Raw genomic sequence first — 18,464 nt, 5'->3', positions numbered from 1 at the left:
CGCTGATGAGCGAAGCCCACGGAGCCAAGGTCGCCAGGATCGTGGAGCTCTCGCTGGAGATGCTCGGCGGTCCTGGCGACTGCCCCACCTACGCGACGGCGGTGAATCGAACGGTCGACGCCGATACGCCGCCGTTCGACACCCAGGCCTATGAAACCGTCTACCGGGAATCCGCGCGCGACGCGCGCTGGATGGCCACCTCCCTGCTGACCAACTCCGAACGGGAAGGCGATGGCTCCAAGCGACTGTGGTCGTTGGCGGCCTGTTCCGACGACCCGATCGAACAGTCGAGCCTCAAGCAGCACGCCGTCGACGAATCCAAGCATTCGTTGATGTATCTGGCGCTGCTGGACCTGGCCTTTCCGGGCGCGGTCTCGCCGGAGTTCCGGATCGAACTGCGCCAGCTGTCGCCCGGCTTCACCCTCCGCAAGGCGCTCTATCCGGTGCCAGGCTCGCCCTACGCCAAGAAGCCCACCGTCGACGACTTCATCCAGATGAACATCGCCGAGATCCGCACGACCATCCATCACGTGATGCAAAGACAGGCCCTGGCCCAGCATTGTCCGCCGGAGAACCGCTCGGCGATCAAGGCGGTGCAGGATTCGCTGTTGCGCGACGAGCTGGCCCATGTGGGCTACACGGCCCGGCTGATCGAACGGCTGGCGGCCGACCTGCCGCAAGGCAGGGTCGCCGATTTGATCGCCAAGCGGTTCGGAGATTTCGGTCGCATCACGCGGGAAGAACTGGGCGACACGGGGGTCTTCGACTGCTCGCTCGACTGTTGCGAGAAGCGTGACTGGTGCCGCGCCAAGGCGCCGGCCTTCCTGGACTCCTGAGCGCATCGGCCGTCTTTCGAGGATCGCTCCATGGACCTTGATGAATTTCTGCGCCTGAACGGCGCCGACGTCGACCTGGTCCTGGCCGGGGCGCGGACGATCGTCGAACTCGGCCCGGACGATCGATTGATCGCGGTCGGGTCGCTCGCCGAGGGTCTTGGAAACCGCAAGTCCGACGTCGACCTCCTGCTGCTGACGTCCCGGGCCGAGCATCGGGGAGCCTCCCCGGACGAAGTGCGCTCCTTCACCGCGGGGCGCAGCCTTGTCGACCTGCGCGTGGTCCCGGAGGCGGCGGAGACAGGCCTGCGCGAGCGCCTGGCGGCCTGGGCCGGGGCCGGCTGGAACCTGATGGTCGCCGCCGATTTCACGCCCAGCGAGATGTTGCTTCTGCACCGCCTCGGCGCCGGACGACGATTGTGGCCGGCCGGCGCCTCGTCACGATCCGGCGACGAGGCGCTGACGACCCAGGTCGGCCGGCTCAAACTGCACATCGCCCGGCACATGGCTCGCACGATCCAGGTCGACATGGCTGGTTATCGTGAAGAAGGCGATGCCGCCTTGCTCGTCTATGCGGCCCAGGACCTTCTGGGCCACGCGGCGGACGGACTGCTCGCCGGATCCGGGTTCACCAATCCCACGCCGAAATGGCGCAGCCGCCTGCTCGATCGCCTGCCGATGGATTGGGAACAGAGCCTGCAGTTGCCGGTCTCGGGCCTGAGGCCAAGCGAGGTCTATTGGCGGCTGCATCGGGCTCCCGCCGTCGCCACGCTTGACGCCGCCCTGGCTCATGCCAGCCGCATCGCCGCATTCGCGCGCGCGGTGTTCCACTGGGCCGAAGAGAGTCTGGTCCACGGCGCGCCGGCGCCCCGCCGCGTAGGGCGCTCGAGCGGGCCGTCGCCGGTCGCGCCGCCCGTCCTGGATATCGACGTCGATTTCCACCGGATCGATCAAGGCGTGATGATCGGCCGCCTCAACGATTTCGGCCAGACCTTGGAGATGAGCCTGGCTCAGTTCGCGGGATTGCTCTGGCTCGACAATGGCGGCGACTTGGCTGATCGGGCCGGGCAAGCCACTTCGGACGAGAACCTGGTCCTGGACGGCGCCCTCGCGGGCCTGGTCGACCAGGCGCGCCAGGCCGGGCTTCAACTGCCTGGCTTGGCGCCTGACGCCGAAAGCGCGGGCGGTTTCGGCGCCCGCCACGCGCTCAAGGTTTGAAATCGAGCCTGCCTGTTTCTGACGCTTCCATCGGAAACAGGCAGACCCTAGTCATCCCAGCAGACCATCGAACGTGGCGTCGATCTCCTCCCAGATCAGGGAAGCCTCGCGACCGAACCGCAGTTCGAAACACTGTGGAAGGCGCGTGGACGTGCGAGTCCAGGCCTCGAACTCGACCTCGGCCAGGGCTCTTCGTTCCAGGTCGAACCCTAGCCAGTCGGCCAGGGGGCGATCATGCCTGATGCTGCCGAGCAGTCTTGCGATCCCCTCCTCCGGCGGGACGGGAATCAGCGCCTGTCGATCCACGGCCGTATCGAAACGCGGAAAGATCAAGGCGTTCACGTCCATGCTCGCCAGAGCCACGGCGCGCTGAAACACGCGGTCCATGGACGGGTCGTAGAGCTCATACTTGCCATGGGAGAAGAGCGGCCCTTCGGCATGGCTCGCCGCGCCCTCGCCGACATCCGCCAGGGCCGTGTTCAGCCAGCCGTTGTCCCAGACGGTCTCGCGCGTGATGCGGCACATGTGCGGGATCGAGAAGGCCTCGAGCCGCCCGTCGCGACCTCGCACCTGGGCCATGTCGCTGCCCAGCAGTTGGGCGCCGCGCGCCAGAAGATGCATGGCCAGGCTGGTCTTGCCCGCGCGCTTGGGTCCGATGATCGCGGCGCCCTTTCCGCGATAACGCACGAAGGCGGCGTGGACATCGACCCGTCCGCGTCGCCAGCCCTCGACCCGCAGCCCGTGGGTCACCAAATGCTCCAGGTGCGGCAGGTAGACGTCCGCCCCGGCGGGAAACAGGTAGGTGAGGCTCTTGGTCGAAGGCTCGAACAGGGTCACGCCGACGAAGGGATCGATGTGGGCGACGGCCTGAACGCCCTGGCTCTGGCCCAGCCGCAGCGACTGGAAGTCGCCCCGCCAATAGGGCGCCAGATCCTCCGCCTCGGGTTCGGGCTCGCGAGCCCGAAGACGGACCAGGATCGCGTCATAGTCCTCGCGCGCCCCCAGGCGAACCGTCCAGGCCGGAGCGTCATCCGCCTGACCGTGGGTCGGTGTGACTTCGGTGTGCGCGCCAAGGGCATGGGCGAGCAGTCGCCCGGCGTCCCTTCGATCGGCCTGGACGTCGATGAAGACGCCGTCGCCGCGCACACGCCAGCCATGAAGACGCTGCCGCGGGTCGAGGGTCAAGGTCTGCGCCATCCCGATCACCACTGATGATTGATAAATGAAAAGCGCATCCTATAGTAATTTATGCGCGACGGCACGAAACTCCGCCGGTTCTCGGGCGGGCAGGTCGAGCCGGGGAGGCAGGCATGTTGATCGCGATCGCCGGACCCGACGGGGCGGGAAAATCCACGCTCAGCAAGACCCTGGCGCAGGGCCTGCGGCGGCGCGGGTTTGACGCGGTGCGGCTCGACCGCTTCGACATACTCGACGCGGAGGTCTCGCCGGCCTCGGCGTTCATCGCCGCCGACGTGCTGACGGTGCGCCAGGCCGTCCTGGCCATGCCCAGCGCCAGCGCCCGCCTGCTCTTCATTCTGTGGTCGATCGCCACGACGGTCAGCCAGGTTGCGACGGGCGATCCGGATCGCATCATCATTCATGACAGCTACTGGATGAAGCACACGGCGGCCGAGATCATCTTCGGCGCCGACGAACAGGCCGCCTTGACGGCCACGTCCCTGCTGCCGCGCCCCGATCTGGTTTTCCATTTCAAGGTCCCGGCCGAGACATTGCTGGCCCGCAAGCCCGATGACCGCGTCCCCTACGAGTGCGGCATGGATCCCCTTTGCGCGCCCGAAAGCTTCCTGTCCCATCAACGCAAGATCCAGTCCCTGCTGGAGGACTGGTCGCGGCGGGAGGGGTGGCTGGAGGTCGACGGCCAACAACCTCTCGAGCGGCTGGAAGCCGATCTGATCGGTCATGTCGAGGCGCACCTGCTGAATCGGCAAGGCGCGGCCAGGGCGCGGGCGCTGACCTAGGGCATCGCGTGGCTCGCTCTAGGGGCGTGCGTCGATGTGGAGACGAAACCACAGCTCCACGTTCATCAGCATCCACACCCGCTTGCCGTGGAAATCGTATTTCAGGTCCGGCTCGTCCTGAAGCAACCGCTCCAGGACATCGGTCCGAAACAGGCCCCGTCGGCGCGTCATGGGATCGAGCAGGATCTCTCGCGCGCGTTGCCGCAGCGGTCCGGCCAGCCAACGATCCAGAGGCGTGGGAAAGCCCAGCTTTTTGCGGCGGGCGATCGCGGGCGGCAGCATTTCGTCGGCCAAGCGGCGCAACAGGTACTTGTTGATGTCCAGCACCTCGCTGAAGTCCTCGCTCTTCATGAACAGGGCGGCGACCATGTGAACAGGCGAGCGCCAGCGCATCTTGTGGCGCAGAGGAATGGCGCTGACGAATTCGACCAGCTCGTGATCGACGAACGGGACCCGGGCCTCGACCGACGCGGCCATGCTCTGGACATCCAGGCGATCGAGCAGATTGAGCAGGTGGACCTTCTCGAAGAAATAGAACACACGCTCATACGCGTTCGACGAACCACTCGCGTCGAAGACGGACCGGCAGGAGGCCCGCAGCGCCTCGTCCCCGTTCAGCGCCTGTCGGACCTCGGGCGTGAAGAGCGCCGCCTTCTCGGCCATCGGCCACCAATGATAGACGTGCAGGAAGTGTTCGACGTCGTCCCGCGCTCCCAGGCGCGCGGCAAGGTCGGAATCCCCCAGGACGCCGGAGAGCCAAGGCGCCGCCGGCCCTGCCCATTTCTCGAGAAATTTCAGCTTTCGGAAGTCGTGGGGAGAGCGCTGCACGCGTCCATAACCCCCGAAGAGCTCGTCCGCCCCTTCCCCCGACATACAGACGGTGACCTGCGAACGCAGATCGTGCGAGAGCGTCCGAAGCGCCGTCTCGTGGGGTATGGACAGGGGCTGGTCCCGATCCAGGATCATCGCTTCCATGGTGTCGAGGAACCCGCCCGGCTCCACGACCAGCCGCCGATGCTCCGCGCCCAGATGGCGGCTGACGATTTCAGCGTAGTCGCCCTCGTCGTAACCCGGCGCGTCATAGCCGATCGAGAAGGTCTTGATCGGCGAGCCGGCGTGTCGCGCCATGAGCGCGACCAGCAAGCTGGAATCGACGCCGCCGCTCAGATAGGCCCCGACCGGCACGTCGCTGACGAGATGGCGCTTGACGGTGTCGGACAGCAGGTCGCGCAATCGCCCCAGATAGTAGCGCTCGCCCCGGTCCTTGCCCGCCCGCGCCTGGGGGATCTCCCAGTAGCGTCGCAGCTCCAGCCGCCCACCGGCGAAACGCGCGAAGAAGCCCGGCTGCAGGGCGTGAAGTCCGGTGAACACCGTCTCCGCGCCGATCACCGTCCGCAGGCTCAGATAGCTCGACAAGGCCGCCAGATTGGCCTGGCGGGGGAATTCCGGATGGCCGGTGATCGCCTTCATTTCCGAAGCGAACACCAGTCTGCGGCCAAGCAGGGCGTAATAGATCGGCTTGATTCCCAGGCGGTCACGCGCCAGGAAAAGTTCCTGTCGCGTCCTGTCCCAGACGGCGAAGGCGAACATTCCGCGCAAGCGCGAAAGGCAATCGGCGCCCCATTCGGCATAGGCCTGCAACACGACTTCGGTGTCGCCCCGGGTCGAGAACACCCGCCCGCGCGCCCGCAGCTGCGCGCGCAACTCCGGCAGATTGTAGAGTTCGCCGTTGTAGACGAGGACGTAGCGGCCGTCCTCGGTGCTCATGGGCTGGACGCCGCCGACGGGGTCGAGAACGGCCAGGCGACGATGGCCCAGGAAGACCCGCTCTTCGGCATGCACGCCGCGCCCGTCGGGGCCGCGATGAGCGAGACGATCGGTCAGGGCCTCCAGCAGGTGTCGCGGCTCGGTGAGCGGTTGGGCGGACGCCACGCCGAAGATGCCGCACACGTCTCAGCTCCAGGTCCGGCGGGCGCGATCGAGGTCCTCGGGCAGATCGATCTCGCACCATCGCTGTCCGGTCACGTCGACCGCCTCGATGGGGTGGCCGCGTTCGGCCAGGGCCGTCAGCGCCACGGTGTAGTACTGGTCCACATGCGCCGCCCTCATGGCGCGTTCGAGCTCGGGGCGCAGTCGCCCCAGGCCCCGCGACGTCAACCGGGTCAGGCCGACGAAACGCGCGTCGGCCCGTTCGACCGGAATGTGGCGGCCGATCGCCTGGACCGCGTGGCCCGCGATCCGCACCAGGGCGTGCCCGGGAGCCACCGCGGAGCGGTCGACCAGCAGGTTGATGTCCCCCTGCGCCGCCAAGGCCGCCTCGAGCACTGAAAGCTCATAGAGGAGGTCGGCATAGGCCACCACGACGTCTTCCTCGATCCAGTCGCGGGCCAGCACCAGGCTGACGAGATTGTTGGATCGGTCGTAGAACGGATTGTGTCGAAACTCGGCGCGGCCGGCGAAGCGCTGCTCGACAAGCTCGGGGCGATAGCCGGTGACGATGCAGATCCGCTCGATACCCAGCGCGCGCAATTGCTCGACCTGGCGATCGAGCAGACTGGCGCCGCCCACCTCCAGCAGACCCTTGGGCAGGCCGCCCTCGGCGCCGTCCAGACGCGAGCCGACGCCGGCCGCCAAGATCACGGCCTGCATGGGGCCTCCTGGACCGCGGGAAGTTTCGAAGCCGGATGGCGGCGCAACCAGACGCGCCGCATTTCCCGGCGAGGTCCATCCGTTCCTTCGGTCGCGGACGGGTCGAAGAAGGCGGCCCGGCCATGGGCGATGCGATGGTTGTTCAGGAACTGCATGTCGCCGGGGATCATCGCCACCTGCCGCGTGATGGCGTTCGAACGATCCTCCAGGACTCCTTCCAGCAGATGCAGCGCCAGCCGCCGCCGCTCGCTCAGAGGAGAGGCGCCGGGAAGCGAGGCGGCCTCCCAGACATATTCGGGTTGCCAGCGCAGCCTCAGCCCATAGGCGCCCTGATCGGGGGCGCAGGAGAAGATCGGCGCTCTCAGCAGGGCCGGATTGGTGTCCGAGACGTCGTCGGCCGGAATCCGGCGATCGAAATCAAACAGGCCGTAAAGTTCGCCGAGAAGATCGGGGGCCTGCCGCAGCAGGATGTTGTGGACCCGCGCGACGCTGACAAACCGGCTCTGACCGCCCTGCTCGGCCGCCCGCAGGCACAGCAGGCCCACCAGGTCGGCGACCTGGGGCATGATAGGGCTGTCGGTGTGAACCGAACCGCCGACCGCCGTCTCGTGATAGCGCGGGCGCGACGAGGCGGGCCGCCCCAGGTCGGCCACCCGACCGAACCGCACGTTCCCCGCCTTCTGGACCATCGGCTCGCCCATCGCCACACAGAAGCGCCAGAACGCCGCCTGCATCTGGTCGGGCGTCAGGCCAAGCGCCCCCAGTCCGCGAAGGACGACGAAGCCCGCGCCTTGGTCGAGACGTTGGACCATCACCGTGCGAGCCAGCCTTCGCAGCGCCGGAAAAGCCTGCGGATCGACCGCTAGTCCTGTCGGCGTAACGGGTCCGCCAAGCGTGTCACGATGATCTCGAAGTTCGAGCGCGACCTCCGAAGTCAGCTGCGCGATCGGCTCCAGGCCGATGTTCCGGGCGTCCCAGGCGACGGCGACGTCATTGACGAAAGGGGCCAGGCGCGAAGGGCGCGCGGCGAGATCAACTCGACCCGACATGATGCAACCCTTGAGAGTTGTTCTGCACAGATAAACCTCCAATGATCCATCGGGTCAATCAACCATCCCCGCGAACCTCGGCGGAACGCCAACGCCAGGTCTCCCCGGCGTGGGCGCTGGCGAGGTCGATCACGTCCACCAAGCCCCGGCCAAGGCGGGCATGGACGAACAGGTGGCACAGACTGCTGGCCCCGACCTTGGTCAGATGGCGGCGGTAGGCCTCCTGGACCAGGGCGGGCGGCTTGCCGAGGGCTAGGCCCACCGTATGGGTCAGCGCCGCCCAGAAGGCGCCGGCCTCGTCCAGGGCGCGATGCGACAGGAGACTGACGGTCAGGTCCAGTCGCCCGCCGCCGGCGCGCGCCAAGCTCTCGAGCCCCAGGAGCGCGCGGCCGTCGCCGAGGCCCGCGCCGATCATCAACCCCACCCCGCCAGGCGTGAGCGCGTCGGCCAGTCCTTCCAGAATCGCCCGCGTGAACGCCAGGCCGTCGGCGCCGCCGTCTCCGAGGGGCAGGGATCCCAGGCCGTCCGGCAACGGCAGAAGCGGCGGGTTGGCCACCACGGTGTCGAACCTTCGCCCCGCTACGGGGTCGTAGAGATCGCCCTCCAAGACCTCGATCCTGGCCGAGAGACGATTGAGGCTGGCGTTCAGCCGCGCCAGGCAGGCCGACGAAGGATCTTTTTCGACGGCCGTCACCCGCCTGGCCACGCCCGCGGCGTGCAAGGCCAGGGCGCCAGGCCCAGCGCAGAGGTCCAGACAGGATCCGCCCGCCAACGGCGTGAGCCGGGCGAGCAGGGCCACCGTGTCGTCGCCAAGGTAAAAGCGCGGATCGATCCGCGGAGGGTGGCAGATCACCCATCGGCCAAACACCGGAAGGATGACCAGCCCCTCCGCCAAGGCGAGGTCATGGCCGCGCGTCTCGATCAGTCCGGCTTCGGCCAAGGGGATCAGGCCCGCACGGATCGGCTCGGAGAGCCTGTCGGTGGAAACCGCCTGGTTGAGCAGGAAGAACTCGACCAGGGGGCGCAGGCGCGTCGGCGCGGCGTTCAGGTTGGCCCGCCAGACGGCTTGCCGCGGTTCGAGCGGGTCGAAGCACCCCGCGTACTCGCCAAGACCGGACCAGGTCAGGGCGTCGCCCAGCTCGCCCAGATCGGGCGCGGCGCTCACGCGCGGTCGGCTCCGGCCAGATGGCGCATGAACTCGGCCTTGGCCGCGCCGAGCCCGCCCTTTGGCCGCGGCAGGTCGGCGCGCGACCGGGCGTTGACCCGGACCTCGATGAAGGCCGCGCACCCCGCCGCAAGGCCCTGGCCGATCCTGGCCTGCAGATCCTCGCGACCATCGACGCGCGCGACGAAACCATATCCGCAGGCGCCGGCGATGGCTGGCATGTCGATGGCGAACCCCTGGGTAGGCGCCCCGCCGGCCGATTCGTGCGCGCCGTTGTTGATCACCAGATGGAGCAGGTTGGCGCATTGCGCCGCAGCGGTCAGCCCGCCCATGTGCATGATGAAGGCGCCGTCGCCGTCCAGGCAGACAAACCTTCGCTCCGGTCTGGCCAGGGCCGCGCCGACGGCGATCTGCAGCGCATGGCCCATCGCCCCGACCGTGAGAAAGTCGCGCCCTGGCGGAAGACCCGAAACCTGGCGATGGCTATAGAGCTCCCGCGAGGCCTTGCCGGTCGTGGCGACATAAACCGTGTCTGGCGGCATGACCGCTATGGCCGCTTGCAACGCCTGTTCGCGGCTCAAGCCGTACGGCGACGCCCCGGGCGGCGGATCGTCCCCCGCGTCCAGGACGCCGCGGCGCACGACCAGGGCCACGGGCCTGGATCGGGCCAGGCCCTGATTGATCAGGGCCCCGACCATGTCTTCGGCCTGGCGATCTCCGTGCTCGGGGCCAAGGACGGCGTAGGGAAGCTCCAGACAGTCGAGCATCGGCAAGGTGATCCGGCCCTGCTGCACATGCTGCGGCTCGTCCGCGGACTGGACGCCGTCGAGAACCTCGCCGCGCCAGCCGATGATCAGCAGGACGGGGATCCCGTAGACGTCCGCCGACAGGAGCGAGGCCAGCGGGTTGGCCGCGTGCCCGAGGCCGGAGTTCTGCATGTAGACGCAGGCCAGTCCGCCGGTGGCCAGGTGGTGGCCGGCGGCCAGGCCCAGGGCCGAGCCTTCGTTGGCCGCCACGATATGCCGAGGCGCCGCGATCTGTTCCGCCAGGGCGCGGCCCAGGGCCTTGAGGGCGGAATCCGGCACGCCGGCGTAGAGGCCGACGCCCCGGCGCTCGAGCATTTGCAGGAACCGCGGGGCGTCGATCATCGGCGCTCTGGCCCCGGGGCCAGGCGGAACACCTCCTCCATGGGCATGCAGTGAGCGTCGGCTTCGCGACAGCGACCATGCTCGAGAATGGTCTGCGCGGCCCGCAACATCGCCGGATAGGACGCCCGGAGCAGATGGTTGGCATAGATGACCACGTTGACGCCGCGCGCCCGCAACTCGCTTTCGTAGACGTCGCCATAGCTGGTCGGCACGACCACGAGCGCGCTCGAAGCGTCGACCTTCCGGAACCGGTCGCAGAAGGCGAAGATCTCGTCGGGGTCGCTCGCGCGGCTATGAATGAGGACGCCGTCCGCACCGGCCTCGACATAGGCTTTGGCGCGCTCCAGGGCGTCTTCCAGACCCGCGTTGAGGATAAAGCTCTCGATCCGCGCGATCACCGCGAAGTCCCGAGTGGTCTGAGCGGCCTTGCCCGCCGCGATCTTGTAGCTGAAGTCGTCGATCGATTCGCGCGTCTGCCGGCTGTCGCCCCCCAGCAGCGAATTGCGCTTGAGCCCGGCCTTGTCCTCGATCACGACCGCGGAAACACCTAGCCGCTCGAGGGATCGCACGGTGTAGCCGAAGTGCTCCGCCAGCCCGCCGGTGTCGGCGTCGTAGAGCAGCGGTTTGCTGGTGACGTCGAACAGTTCGTTGAGCCCGGCCAGGCGCGCGCTGTGATCGACCACCTCGATGTCCGGCTTTCCGCGCACCGTCGAGTCCGTCAGGCTCGAGGACCACATGGCGTCGAACCCCATGCTGCGGCCTTGGCGCTGGACCTCCGCCTTCTCGACGATGGCGCCGCATAGCGGGCTGTGGACCTCCAAGGCTCGGACAAAGCCGGAATGGGCCAGAAGGCGACGCAACTGCCTTAGGCGCATCGACGGCGTCACACCGAACTCGAAGTCGAGGACCTGGCGGGGTTCGGGGTCGCCGCGAACGCCTTCCAGGGTGATGAGCTGCCCCGCCCATTCGCCAGCCAGGGCCAGCAGACGCCCGGCGTCCGCACCGGTGTCGGCGTTCAGGTCGCAGAGGCAGTAGTCCGGCTGGAGCCGCCGCAAGGTCGCCAAGCCGTCATAGTCGTTCTGCGACAGGATCTGGGCCACCCCCTCGATCCGATCGACGATCCGTCGTCGCGCCTCGAAGTCCAGCCGGGGCGCCCGGCCGGAGCGCCAGAAGGCCTCGTCGGTGATAAGCCCCACGACCACGGCGCCGTATTTCCGAGCCGCGGCGACGTTGGCGGCGAAATGCGCTTCGTCGATGTCGTCCGCACCCCGGACATAGACCGTCTTGGTCATCGGTCCCCCTTCACGGCGACAAGGCGTCTTGATCAGCTCCCCACAACCTACAACACAAGGACGTATATATAAAGATTGCCCTCTATGGTTATGTCGCCGCGTCATCGGGGGGCCTGGGCGAGTATGGCCGACCACACCTGAGCGAGGCCGCGCTCCTGCCCGCCATCGCTCCCGGTGAAAAAGGGTCTCGCCGCTTTGACGAGACGAGCCGCTATGCTCCCGGGTGCAGCCCCGGCGCTTCCTGGCCCGTGCGGGTGACATATTCCGTGTAGCCGCCGCCGTACTGATGGACGCCCTCCGGCGTCAGCTCCAGCACGCGGTTCGACAGGGCCGCCAGGAAATGGCGGTCGTGCGAGACGAACAGCATGGTGCCCTCGAAGTCGGCCAGGGCCGCGACCAGCATCTCCTTGGTCGCCATGTCCAGGTGGTTGGTCGGCTCGTCGAGCACCAGCAGGTTCGGCGGGTCGAACAGCATCTTGGCCATGACCAGGCGCGCCTTCTCGCCGCCGGACAGGACCCGGCAGGGCTTTTCGACATCGTCGCCGGAGAAGCCGAAGCACCCCGCCAGGGTGCGCAGCGCGCCTTGGCCCGCCTGCGGGAACGAGCGCTCCAGAGACTCGAAGATCGTCTCTTCGCCGTCCAGCAGGTCCATGGAGTGCTGGGCGAAATAGCCCATCCTGACGCTGGCGCCGATATTGACCGTGCCCTGGTCAGGCTTGGCGTCGCCGGCCACCAGCTTCAACAGCGTCGACTTGCCGGCCCCGTTGGCGCCCAGGACGCACCAGCGTTCCTTGCGGCGCACCAGGAAGTCCAGGCCCTCATAGATCGGCTGGGCGCCGTAGCCCTTGTGGACATCGCGCAGGTTGATCACGTCGTCGCCCGACCGCGGCGGGCTCTGGAAGTCGAACTGGACCGCCTGGCGGCGACGCGGCGCCTCGACGCGTTCGATCTTGTCGAGCTTCTTGACCCGGCTCTGGACCTGGGCGGCGTGCGAGGCGCGCGCCTTGAACCGCTCGATGAACTTGATTTCCTTGGCCAGCATGGCCTGCTGGCGCTCGTACTGCGCCTGGCGTTGCGCCTCGCCGAGCGCGCGCTGCTGTTCGTAGAAGTCCAGATCGCCCGAATAGGTGATCAGCGAGCCGCCGTCGATCTCCACCACCTTGCCGATGATGCGGTTCATGAACGCCCGGTCGTGCGAGGTCATCAGCAGGGCGCCGTCGTAGGCCTTGAGGAAGGCCTCGAGCCAGATCAGGCTTTCCAGGTCCAGGTGGTTGCTGGGTTCGTCCAGCAGCATGCCGTCGGGCCGCATCAGCAGGATGCGGGCCAGGGCCACGCGCATCTTCCAGCCGCCGGACAGTAGGCCGACATCGCCATCCATCCGTTCCTGGCTGAAGCTGAGGCCGGCCAGCACCTCGCGGGCCCGCGCCTCCAGCGCATAGCCGTCCAGTTCCTGGAAACGCTCCAGCACCTCGCCATAGCGTTCGAGGATGGCGTCCATTTCGTCGGCCCGGTCCGGATCGACCATGGCCGCTTCGAGCGTGGCCATTTCGGCGGCCAGGGCGCTGACCGGACCGACGCCGTCCATCACCGCGGCGACCGCGCTCTGGCCCGACATTTCGCCGACATCCTGGCTGAAATAGCCGATCGTCATGCCAGCATCGATCGCGACCAGCCCGTCGTCGGGTTCCTCCTGGCCGGTGATCATGCGGAACAGCGTCGTCTTGCCGGCGCCGTTCGGGCCGACCAGCCCGACCTTTTCACCCTTCTGGATCCCCATCGAGGCTTCGATGAACAGGATCTGGTGGCCGTTCTGCTTGGAGATATTGTCGAGGCGGATCATGGGGCGGTCTGCTAGCGCGGGTGGAAGAAGAACGCCAGCCTTGGAGCCATCTCAATTCCAAGCGCGATGGATTGGGGCGTCATCCCCCCTCCCCGAACCAGCGCGCCCGGACCTTGGCCAGGGCTGCTCCATCAGGCCTTCCTGGCCTTCCACCGCTCCCACCCCGCCTGCGCCACGCCGACCGCGAAGGCCGCCAGCTGGGCGTCGCTCCACAGGTAGTAGGCGGAGAAGAACCCCCACTGCATCAGGGTGCGGTCGATGAGGAAGGCCACGTGGGTCAGCACCACCAGCAGCTGGAAGGCGGTCATGAACAGGATCCAGACGCGGCGCTCGAAGGCGCACAGGGCGACCAGGACCAGCAGGTAGACGATGTCGACCGTGAAGATCCCCCACTGCACCCCGGCGGGATCGGGGGTCTGGACGGCGGCCGACAGGAACCAGGCGGCGACGGTGACCACGGCCAGCCCGCGCTCCAGCCGCCGGCCGACCAGCAAGGCCAGGGCGCACACCGCCAGCATGGCCATGGCCGCGACCTGGGTCGGCAGGATCGAGAACAGGTCGGAGAAGAAGTTCGAGACGTGAAACATGTCGCCCCCGCGCCAGGAGCGACATGTGTCTCATGAATCGAGGTCCCGCCAAGGGCCCACGGCGGCGCCTTACGCGCTCTTGATCTCCCGCAAGTGACCTGTGCGCGGAACGTCGGCGCCGGTCTTGTCGCCGCCGCCCACCAGGGTGACCCGGCGCAGCCCGATCTGGTCCTTGGCGTCGGCCAGGGCCTCGTGGGCGGCGATCAGCGAGCGGCGGGCGCTGGCCATGCCCGAGGCGGCTTCCAGCACGCGGTCGACGGCTTGTTGACCGACGCCGGCCGCGAGGCCGGCCTCGAGCCGGGCGCGCGGCATGGCCGCGATCAGGTCGCCCATCAGGGCCAGGGTGGTGTCGACGGCCTCCTCGGTGGTGAACAGATGGCTGGCCAGGCGTTCGGCGACGATGCGGCGTTTCATGTGACGGTGCTCCCCCCGCGCCCGAAGGCGCGTTGCTGATGACGGACGCCCCGGCGCCCGTCGCGGGGTTCAGCCCCGAGGGTCAGCCGTGACGCAGGACTTGGAAGACGTGGGCGACTTGCCGGGCCCCCAGGAGGCCGCCGACCAGCAGGCTGCAGGCGGCGGCGATGGCGAGGACGATCAGCAGACGGGCGGCAGGGCTCAGGACATGGTCGTATCCTCCGCCCAGGCCTCGCGCCACTTGGCGTGGAAGGTCTCGTCCAGGACCGTTGCCGCGACGATCAGGATCTCGCGCAGCACCATCTCCGGTGGCTTGGGGCCAGCCTCCTTGCGCACCGCCGAGACCAGGTCGCGGACCATCGGCGCCAGGGCCTCCGGCGCCAGGCTCAGCAGTTGGCGCTCCAGCTCCGTCCAGGCGAAGGCGGGCATCGGCGGCCGGCGCATCAACGGCGGCCAGTCGTGCTCGAAATGGGCCGCCGCCTCGCGGATCTGCAGCGCCTTGCGCACCAGCAGGCTCAGGCGGGTTCCCGCCAGGCTGGTCGCTTCGTTGTCGTTCACCACGCTGATGTTCACTGTCTTGGTCCGTTCCTCGGAGTGTCGAGGCGGCATCGGACGGCGAAGGCGGGACTCGCGACAGTCCCATTGAGTCGCTGTGGGATTCAGTCCCATAGCCGGGGGTATCGTCCCGAGGGACGGCGCGGGCGGCGGAGGGCGCGACCTGGTCGTGGGCGGTCAGCACCCGGGCCGCGGCGCGGCGGCCGCTGACCCCCAGCTTGCGGCAGGCGCTTTCGACCAGGGCGTCGGCGCGCGACTTGGAAACCCCCATCAACGGGCCGATTTCCTTGGAAAGCCTGTGTTCGGCGACCCAGCGCAGGGCCTCCCGCTCCCGCTGGGTGAGCAGTTCGACGCTGGGCGCCGGGGGAATCGAAGGCCTGTCCATCACGCTCGAAAGGATCGTCGGCGGCGCCCGACGCGCCGTGTACGATGCAAGAATGCATTGCGGCCGGCCCAGGCCAAGCCGATAGTTCCGAAATCGGCATTTCAGCGGGGAGGGCGGCCTTTGATCACGCCGACTGGTCCAGATCCTATCGACGTCGCGGTGGGCACCCGCATCCGCGTGCAGCGGCGCCATATGAAGATCAGCCAGGATGAGTTGGCCCAGGTGCTGGGCCTGACCTTCCAGCAGGTCCAGAAATACGAGCGCGGGACCAATCGGGTCTCGGCCTCGATGCTGGTGCGCATCGCCGCCAAGCTGCAGACCACGGTCGGCAGCCTGGTGGGCGAGGACGTGGTGGCCGAGCAGGACGTGGCCATGCTGACGGCGCTCTCGACGCCGGGCGCCATCGACCTGCTGCGCGCCTACGGCCAGGCCACGCCCAAGGCTCGCAAGGCCATCCTCAACGTCGCCAAGGCCCTGGTCGAGCCGGACGACACGGCCGACGTGGCGTAGCTAGGCCGGATCGGGGGCCACCCGCTCGATGCCGTTCGCCCCCACCTCGGCCAGCGCCGCCACCAGCGCTTCGGCCGCCGCCTCGACCTCGGCCGGATCGCGGCCGCGGATCACCAGGTTGGCGCCATAGACGTCGGGCGGGGCGAAGAACGGATAGCTGCCGATCGACAGGTCCGGATAGGCCTTGGCCACCGCCTCCAGCGGCGCGGCGATCGTGCCCTCGCCGGTGCCGGTGACCCGGACGGTCTTGCTGATCACCACCGCCCCGGTGCGCAGGCGCGGGCCGACGTCGTCGAGCATGCCGCGCATGATCGCCGGCACCCCGGCCAGCACGAAGACGTTGCCGATCTGGAAGCCGGGCGGCCCCTGCACGGGGTTCTTCACCAGCGTGCCGCCCTCGGGCACGTGGGCCATGCGTCGGCGGGCGGCGTTCGGCTCGCCCCAGCGCTCGCGCAGCATGGCCATGATCTCGGGATGCTCGGGCGCCGTCACCCCGAACGCCTTGGCCACCGAGTCGGCGGTGATGTCGTCATGGGTGGGGCCGATGCCGCCGGTGGTGACCACGTAGTCGTAGCGGTGGCGCAGGGCGTTGACGGCGTCGACGATCTCCTGCTCGACATCGGGCACGACCCGCGCCTCGCAGAGGTCGACGCCGTAGGTCGCCAGGTACTTGGCGATGGCGTTGAGGTTCACGTCCTGGGTGCGGCCCGACAGGATCTCGTCGCCGATGATCAGGACGGCGGCCGTCACGCGCTCGCCCGATCTGGCTTGGGTGGCCGTCATCGTCTCGATTCCCTACATCCGCGCCCGTTCGCCATCCGACTTAAGCCCGCCGCGTTCACGCCGCAACCGATGGCGCGCCGCTTGCGGTCGACCGGTGACCGGCTATATTACCGGTTAGAAGGAGCGAACATGGCGGACGCACAGCGGCGAGCGGTCGAGAACAACAGGCGCCGGCTGCGCGAACAGGGGCTGGACCGCTTCGAGGTGCGCGGCCTGGAATCCGACAAGGCCCTGCTCCGCGCGGTCGCCAAGCGCCTGGCGCGCAACGACGAGGCCGGGGCTCGATTGCGGGCGGACATCGAAGCGCGGGTGTCGCCTTCGCCGGATCAGCGCGGCGGCATCCTGCGGGCTCTTCGCCAATCGCCCCTGGTCGGGGCGGACCTGGACCTGGATCGTGAGACCACTGCCGGGCGCGACATCGATCTATGACGCGCTACCTCCTCGACACCAACGTCATCAGCAACGTCGTCAAGCCAGAACCCTCGCCGGCCCTGCTGGACTGGATGGCTGGCCAGCTAGACACCGACCTCTACATCTCGACCTTCTCCCTGGCCGAAATCCGGCGCGGCATCCTGCAGAAGCCGGAAGGCCGCAAACGTCGGGAGCTTGAAGCCTGGTACGCCGGCGAACTTGGCCCCCCGGCCCTGTTCCGAACCCGTGTGCTGGGGTTCGACGAGGCGGCGGCCGAGGCCTGGGCGCACCTCATGGCCGAAGGTCATCGCCAGGGCGCGCCGCGAAGCGCGCTCGACATGATCATCGGCGCCATTGGCCAGGCCAACGCCTGTGTCGTGGTCACCGACAACGAACGCCACTTCGCCGGCGTGGTGGAGTGCTTCAACCCGATGCGACCCGGCCCAGGCGGCTGACATGCTTCTCCCGCAACCCATGGCGCGCGGCGTCATCGTCCAGCGCTACAAGCGCTTCTTCGTCGACATGGTGCTGGACGACGGGCGGGCGATCACCGCGCATTGCCCGAATCCCGGGGCGATGCTGGGCCTGAAGGATCCCGGCCTGGCCGCCTGGGTGTCGTGGTCGGGCGATCCCAAGCGCAAGCTGGCCTGGACGCTGCAACTGGTGGAAGCGGATGGCGGGTTGGTGGGCGTCAACACCATGCTGCCCAACAAGCTGGTGGCCGAAGCCCTGGCGGCCGACGCCATTCCGGAACTGGCGGGCTATGCGACCGTCCGGCCGGAGGTGAAATACGCCGAGGCCAGCCGGGTCGACTTCCTACTGGCCCACCCGGATCGTCCGCCTTGCTGGCTGGAGGTCAAGAACTGCCACCTGTCGCGCACCCCGCCCCTGGCCGAGTTCCCCGATTGCGTGGCGGCGCGCTCGACGCGGCATCTGGGCGACTTGGCCGCGATGGTCGCTCAGGGGGACCGGGCCGTGGCGCTGTTCGTGGTGCAGCGCACCGATTGCGAGGTTTTCACCGCGTGCGCCGACCTCGACCCGGCCTTCGCGCAGGGCCTGGACGTAGCGGCAAAGGCAGGTGTCGAAGTGCTGGTCTATGCATGTGACCTAACAACTCAACGCGTAACCATCAGACGAAGAATTCAGTGGTGTCGCATTGGACGATGAAAGCTAAGGTGGTCGCGACCGACTTATTCGGCGTGAGAAATGTGGTGCGGCAGCTGTGTTCGGTTTTCTCGACAAAGAAACAGCTCGCACCGCTTACCTCCTGTTCGAGCGTGCTCAGGACACCGAACGTCGCTACGCCGGCTTACCCATCAAGGAACTCGCGGAGCGGGTGAACGTCGAATTCTCAAAAGACATGCGACACATCTCGCATGATCAAGTGACGCTCCACTATGAAGATCTTCGCGATTTCTCGTTCGCGCTCATCTTCATGCTCGACAAACCATTGCTTACCATTCAGGCGGGCGGACCATATCGGGGGATTATGCTGCAGCACGCGTCCAACCGTTGGCACATCGACCTTGAGAAGCCAATTAGTGCGCCATTGGGACGCAAGGCGAAGAAACTCGCCGAGGTTTTCGAGAAGCAGTTTGGCGTCCCGAACCTCAGAAGGGTGATGGCGGCGCGCGTTCGTCGATAGA

20 protein-coding genes and 1 pseudogene are annotated in these 18,464 nt (G+C 67.8%); 8 read left to right on the top strand and 13 right to left on the bottom strand.

Going from position 1 to position 18,464, the window contains the following annotated elements; translation table 11 throughout:
* The first annotated feature begins 5 nt into the window (after positions 1-5).
* Both ACSQ2G_RS20195 and ACSQ2G_RS20190 read left to right on the top strand, forming a co-directional pair.
* Positions 6-836 carry a hypothetical protein gene (locus ACSQ2G_RS20195; protein ID WP_436033942.1) on the top strand — a complete coding sequence of 277 codons (831 nt, stop codon included), beginning with the start codon at positions 6-8 and terminating at the stop codon, positions 834-836.
* A 30-nt stretch (positions 837-866) separates the two neighbouring features.
* The gene (locus ACSQ2G_RS20190) at positions 867-2,051 is read left to right on the top strand and encodes a nucleotidyltransferase domain-containing protein (protein WP_436033941.1); all 1,185 of its coding nucleotides are present in this window, start codon (positions 867-869) and stop codon (positions 2,049-2,051) included.
* A 51-nt stretch (positions 2,052-2,102) separates the two neighbouring features.
* Here the strand turns inward: ACSQ2G_RS20190 and ACSQ2G_RS20185 are convergent, their stop codons facing one another.
* Complete coding sequence (locus ACSQ2G_RS20185; protein WP_436033940.1) at positions 2,103-3,248, bottom strand: hypothetical protein; 1,146 nt, start codon at positions 3,246-3,248, stop codon at positions 2,103-2,105.
* 113 nt (positions 3,249-3,361) lie between these two features.
* Between ACSQ2G_RS20185 and ACSQ2G_RS20180 the strand changes: the two genes are divergently transcribed.
* A complete protein-coding gene (locus ACSQ2G_RS20180) occupies positions 3,362-4,030 on the top strand; it encodes a hypothetical protein (protein WP_436033939.1) in 669 nt (222 codons plus the stop codon).
* An 18-nt stretch (positions 4,031-4,048) separates the two neighbouring features.
* Here ACSQ2G_RS20180 and asnB read toward each other — a convergent pair whose 3' ends face one another.
* The 11 genes and pseudogenes from asnB to ACSQ2G_RS20125 all read right to left on the bottom strand — a co-directional run.
* Complete coding sequence (gene asnB / locus ACSQ2G_RS20175; RefSeq protein ID WP_436033937.1) at positions 4,049-5,980, bottom strand: asparagine synthase (glutamine-hydrolyzing); 1,932 nt, start codon at positions 5,978-5,980, stop codon at positions 4,049-4,051.
* Between the two features lie 3 nt (positions 5,981-5,983).
* Positions 5,984-6,679, bottom strand: a complete 696-nt coding sequence (locus ACSQ2G_RS20170; protein ID WP_436033935.1) for an NTP transferase domain-containing protein — start codon at positions 6,677-6,679, stop codon at positions 5,984-5,986.
* Positions 6,667-7,770, bottom strand: a complete 1,104-nt coding sequence (locus ACSQ2G_RS20165; protein ID WP_436033933.1) for a TauD/TfdA family dioxygenase — start codon at positions 7,768-7,770, stop codon at positions 6,667-6,669. The genes ACSQ2G_RS20170 and ACSQ2G_RS20165 overlap by 13 nt, the downstream gene beginning before the upstream one ends.
* Positions 7,771-7,786: 16 nt before the next feature.
* The gene (locus ACSQ2G_RS20160) at positions 7,787-8,893 is read right to left on the bottom strand and encodes a methyltransferase (RefSeq protein ID WP_436033931.1); all 1,107 of its coding nucleotides are present in this window, start codon (positions 8,891-8,893) and stop codon (positions 7,787-7,789) included.
* On the bottom strand, positions 8,890-10,041 hold the full coding sequence (aepY, locus tag ACSQ2G_RS20155; protein WP_436033929.1) for a phosphonopyruvate decarboxylase: 1,152 nt from the start codon (positions 10,039-10,041) through the stop codon (positions 8,890-8,892). Before aepY ends, ACSQ2G_RS20160 begins: the two co-directional genes overlap by 4 nt.
* A complete protein-coding gene (gene aepX, locus ACSQ2G_RS20150) occupies positions 10,038-11,333 on the bottom strand; it encodes a phosphoenolpyruvate mutase (protein ID WP_436033927.1) in 1,296 nt (431 codons plus the stop codon). The genes aepY and aepX overlap by 4 nt, the downstream gene beginning before the upstream one ends.
* Positions 11,334-11,544: 211 nt before the next feature.
* A complete protein-coding gene (locus ACSQ2G_RS20145) occupies positions 11,545-13,173 on the bottom strand; it encodes an ABC-F family ATP-binding cassette domain-containing protein (RefSeq protein WP_436033925.1) in 1,629 nt (542 codons plus the stop codon).
* Positions 13,174-13,304: 131 nt separating this feature from the next.
* Complete coding sequence (locus tag ACSQ2G_RS20140) at positions 13,305-13,760, bottom strand: hypothetical protein (protein WP_436033923.1); 456 nt, start codon at positions 13,758-13,760, stop codon at positions 13,305-13,307.
* Positions 13,761-13,829: 69 nt separating this feature from the next.
* Positions 13,830-14,174, bottom strand: a complete 345-nt coding sequence (locus ACSQ2G_RS20135; RefSeq protein ID WP_310082300.1) for a hypothetical protein — start codon at positions 14,172-14,174, stop codon at positions 13,830-13,832.
* 201 nt (positions 14,175-14,375) lie between these two features.
* Positions 14,376-14,732 carry a hypothetical protein gene (locus tag ACSQ2G_RS20130; RefSeq protein WP_436033921.1) on the bottom strand — a complete coding sequence of 119 codons (357 nt, stop codon included), beginning with the start codon at positions 14,730-14,732 and terminating at the stop codon, positions 14,376-14,378.
* A 190-nt stretch (positions 14,733-14,922) separates the two neighbouring features.
* Positions 14,923-15,114 (bottom strand): annotated as a pseudogene (locus ACSQ2G_RS20125) (LuxR C-terminal-related transcriptional regulator); the annotation flags it as partial.
* Positions 15,115-15,234: 120 nt separating this feature from the next.
* Between ACSQ2G_RS20125 and ACSQ2G_RS20120 the strand changes: the two are divergent.
* Positions 15,235-15,624 (top strand): helix-turn-helix domain-containing protein, encoded by a 390-nt coding sequence (locus tag ACSQ2G_RS20120; protein ID WP_436033919.1) that lies wholly within the window; start codon positions 15,235-15,237, stop codon positions 15,622-15,624.
* Here the strand turns inward: ACSQ2G_RS20120 and ACSQ2G_RS20115 are convergent, their stop codons facing one another.
* Positions 15,625-16,407, bottom strand: coding sequence for a competence/damage-inducible protein A (locus ACSQ2G_RS20115; RefSeq protein WP_436033917.1), 783 nt, complete (start codon positions 16,405-16,407; stop codon positions 15,625-15,627).
* 129 nt (positions 16,408-16,536) lie between these two features.
* Between ACSQ2G_RS20115 and ACSQ2G_RS20110 the strand changes: the two genes are divergently transcribed.
* The 4 genes from ACSQ2G_RS20110 to ACSQ2G_RS20095 are packed head-to-tail and all read left to right on the top strand — an operon-like array spanning position 16,537 to position 18,463.
* Positions 16,537-16,836 (top strand): hypothetical protein, encoded by a 300-nt coding sequence (locus tag ACSQ2G_RS20110; protein ID WP_436033915.1) that lies wholly within the window; start codon positions 16,537-16,539, stop codon positions 16,834-16,836.
* Entirely contained in the window at positions 16,833-17,273 is a 441-nt protein-coding gene (locus ACSQ2G_RS20105) for a PIN domain-containing protein (protein ID WP_436033913.1), read from the top strand. The genes ACSQ2G_RS20110 and ACSQ2G_RS20105 overlap by 4 nt, the downstream gene beginning before the upstream one ends.
* A 1-nt stretch (position 17,274) precedes the next feature.
* A complete protein-coding gene (gene sfsA / locus ACSQ2G_RS20100) occupies positions 17,275-17,985 on the top strand; it encodes a DNA/RNA nuclease SfsA (RefSeq protein ID WP_436033911.1) in 711 nt (236 codons plus the stop codon).
* A gap of 55 nt (positions 17,986-18,040) precedes the next feature.
* Positions 18,041-18,463, top strand: coding sequence for a hypothetical protein (locus ACSQ2G_RS20095; RefSeq protein ID WP_436033910.1), 423 nt, complete (start codon positions 18,041-18,043; stop codon positions 18,461-18,463).
* Position 18,464 lies beyond the last annotated feature (1 nt).

It is taken from the genome of Caulobacter sp. LjRoot300, assembly GCF_964253875.1.
In the GTDB taxonomy this organism is placed as follows: Bacteria; Pseudomonadota; Alphaproteobacteria; order Caulobacterales; family Caulobacteraceae; genus Caulobacter.
Note: the sequence above shows the minus strand (reverse complement) of the source record. Positions and strands in the feature narration are given on the sequence as shown.

What these genes read in the sequence shown, in the direction of transcription:
- ACSQ2G_RS20195 (WP_436033942.1), top strand. Translation starts at nt 6, where the DNA reads ATGAGCGAAGCCCACGGAGCCAAGGTCGCCAGGATCGTGGAGCTCTCG.
- ACSQ2G_RS20190 (WP_436033941.1), top strand. Translation starts at nt 867, where the DNA reads ATGGACCTTGATGAATTTCTGCGCCTGAACGGCGCCGACGTCGACCTG.
- ACSQ2G_RS20185 (WP_436033940.1), bottom strand. Translation starts at nt 3,248, where the DNA reads ATGGCGCAGACCTTGACCCTCGACCCGCGGCAGCGTCTTCATGGCTGG.
- ACSQ2G_RS20180 (WP_436033939.1), top strand. Translation starts at nt 3,362, where the DNA reads ATGTTGATCGCGATCGCCGGACCCGACGGGGCGGGAAAATCCACGCTC.
- ACSQ2G_RS20170 (WP_436033935.1), bottom strand. Translation starts at nt 6,679, where the DNA reads ATGCAGGCCGTGATCTTGGCGGCCGGCGTCGGCTCGCGTCTGGACGGC.
- aepY (WP_436033929.1), bottom strand. Translation starts at nt 10,041, where the DNA reads ATGATCGACGCCCCGCGGTTCCTGCAAATGCTCGAGCGCCGGGGCGTC.
- aepX (WP_436033927.1), bottom strand. Translation starts at nt 11,333, where the DNA reads ATGACCAAGACGGTCTATGTCCGGGGTGCGGACGACATCGACGAAGCG.
- ACSQ2G_RS20145 (WP_436033925.1), bottom strand. Translation starts at nt 13,173, where the DNA reads ATGATCCGCCTCGACAATATCTCCAAGCAGAACGGCCACCAGATCCTG.
- ACSQ2G_RS20140 (WP_436033923.1), bottom strand. Translation starts at nt 13,760, where the DNA reads ATGTTTCACGTCTCGAACTTCTTCTCCGACCTGTTCTCGATCCTGCCG.
- ACSQ2G_RS20135 (WP_310082300.1), bottom strand. Translation starts at nt 14,174, where the DNA reads ATGAAACGCCGCATCGTCGCCGAACGCCTGGCCAGCCATCTGTTCACC.
- ACSQ2G_RS20115 (WP_436033917.1), bottom strand. Translation starts at nt 16,407, where the DNA reads ATGACGGCCACCCAAGCCAGATCGGGCGAGCGCGTGACGGCCGCCGTC.
- ACSQ2G_RS20110 (WP_436033915.1), top strand. Translation starts at nt 16,537, where the DNA reads ATGGCGGACGCACAGCGGCGAGCGGTCGAGAACAACAGGCGCCGGCTG.
- ACSQ2G_RS20105 (WP_436033913.1), top strand. Translation starts at nt 16,833, where the DNA reads ATGACGCGCTACCTCCTCGACACCAACGTCATCAGCAACGTCGTCAAG.
- sfsA (WP_436033911.1), top strand. Translation starts at nt 17,275, where the DNA reads ATGCTTCTCCCGCAACCCATGGCGCGCGGCGTCATCGTCCAGCGCTAC.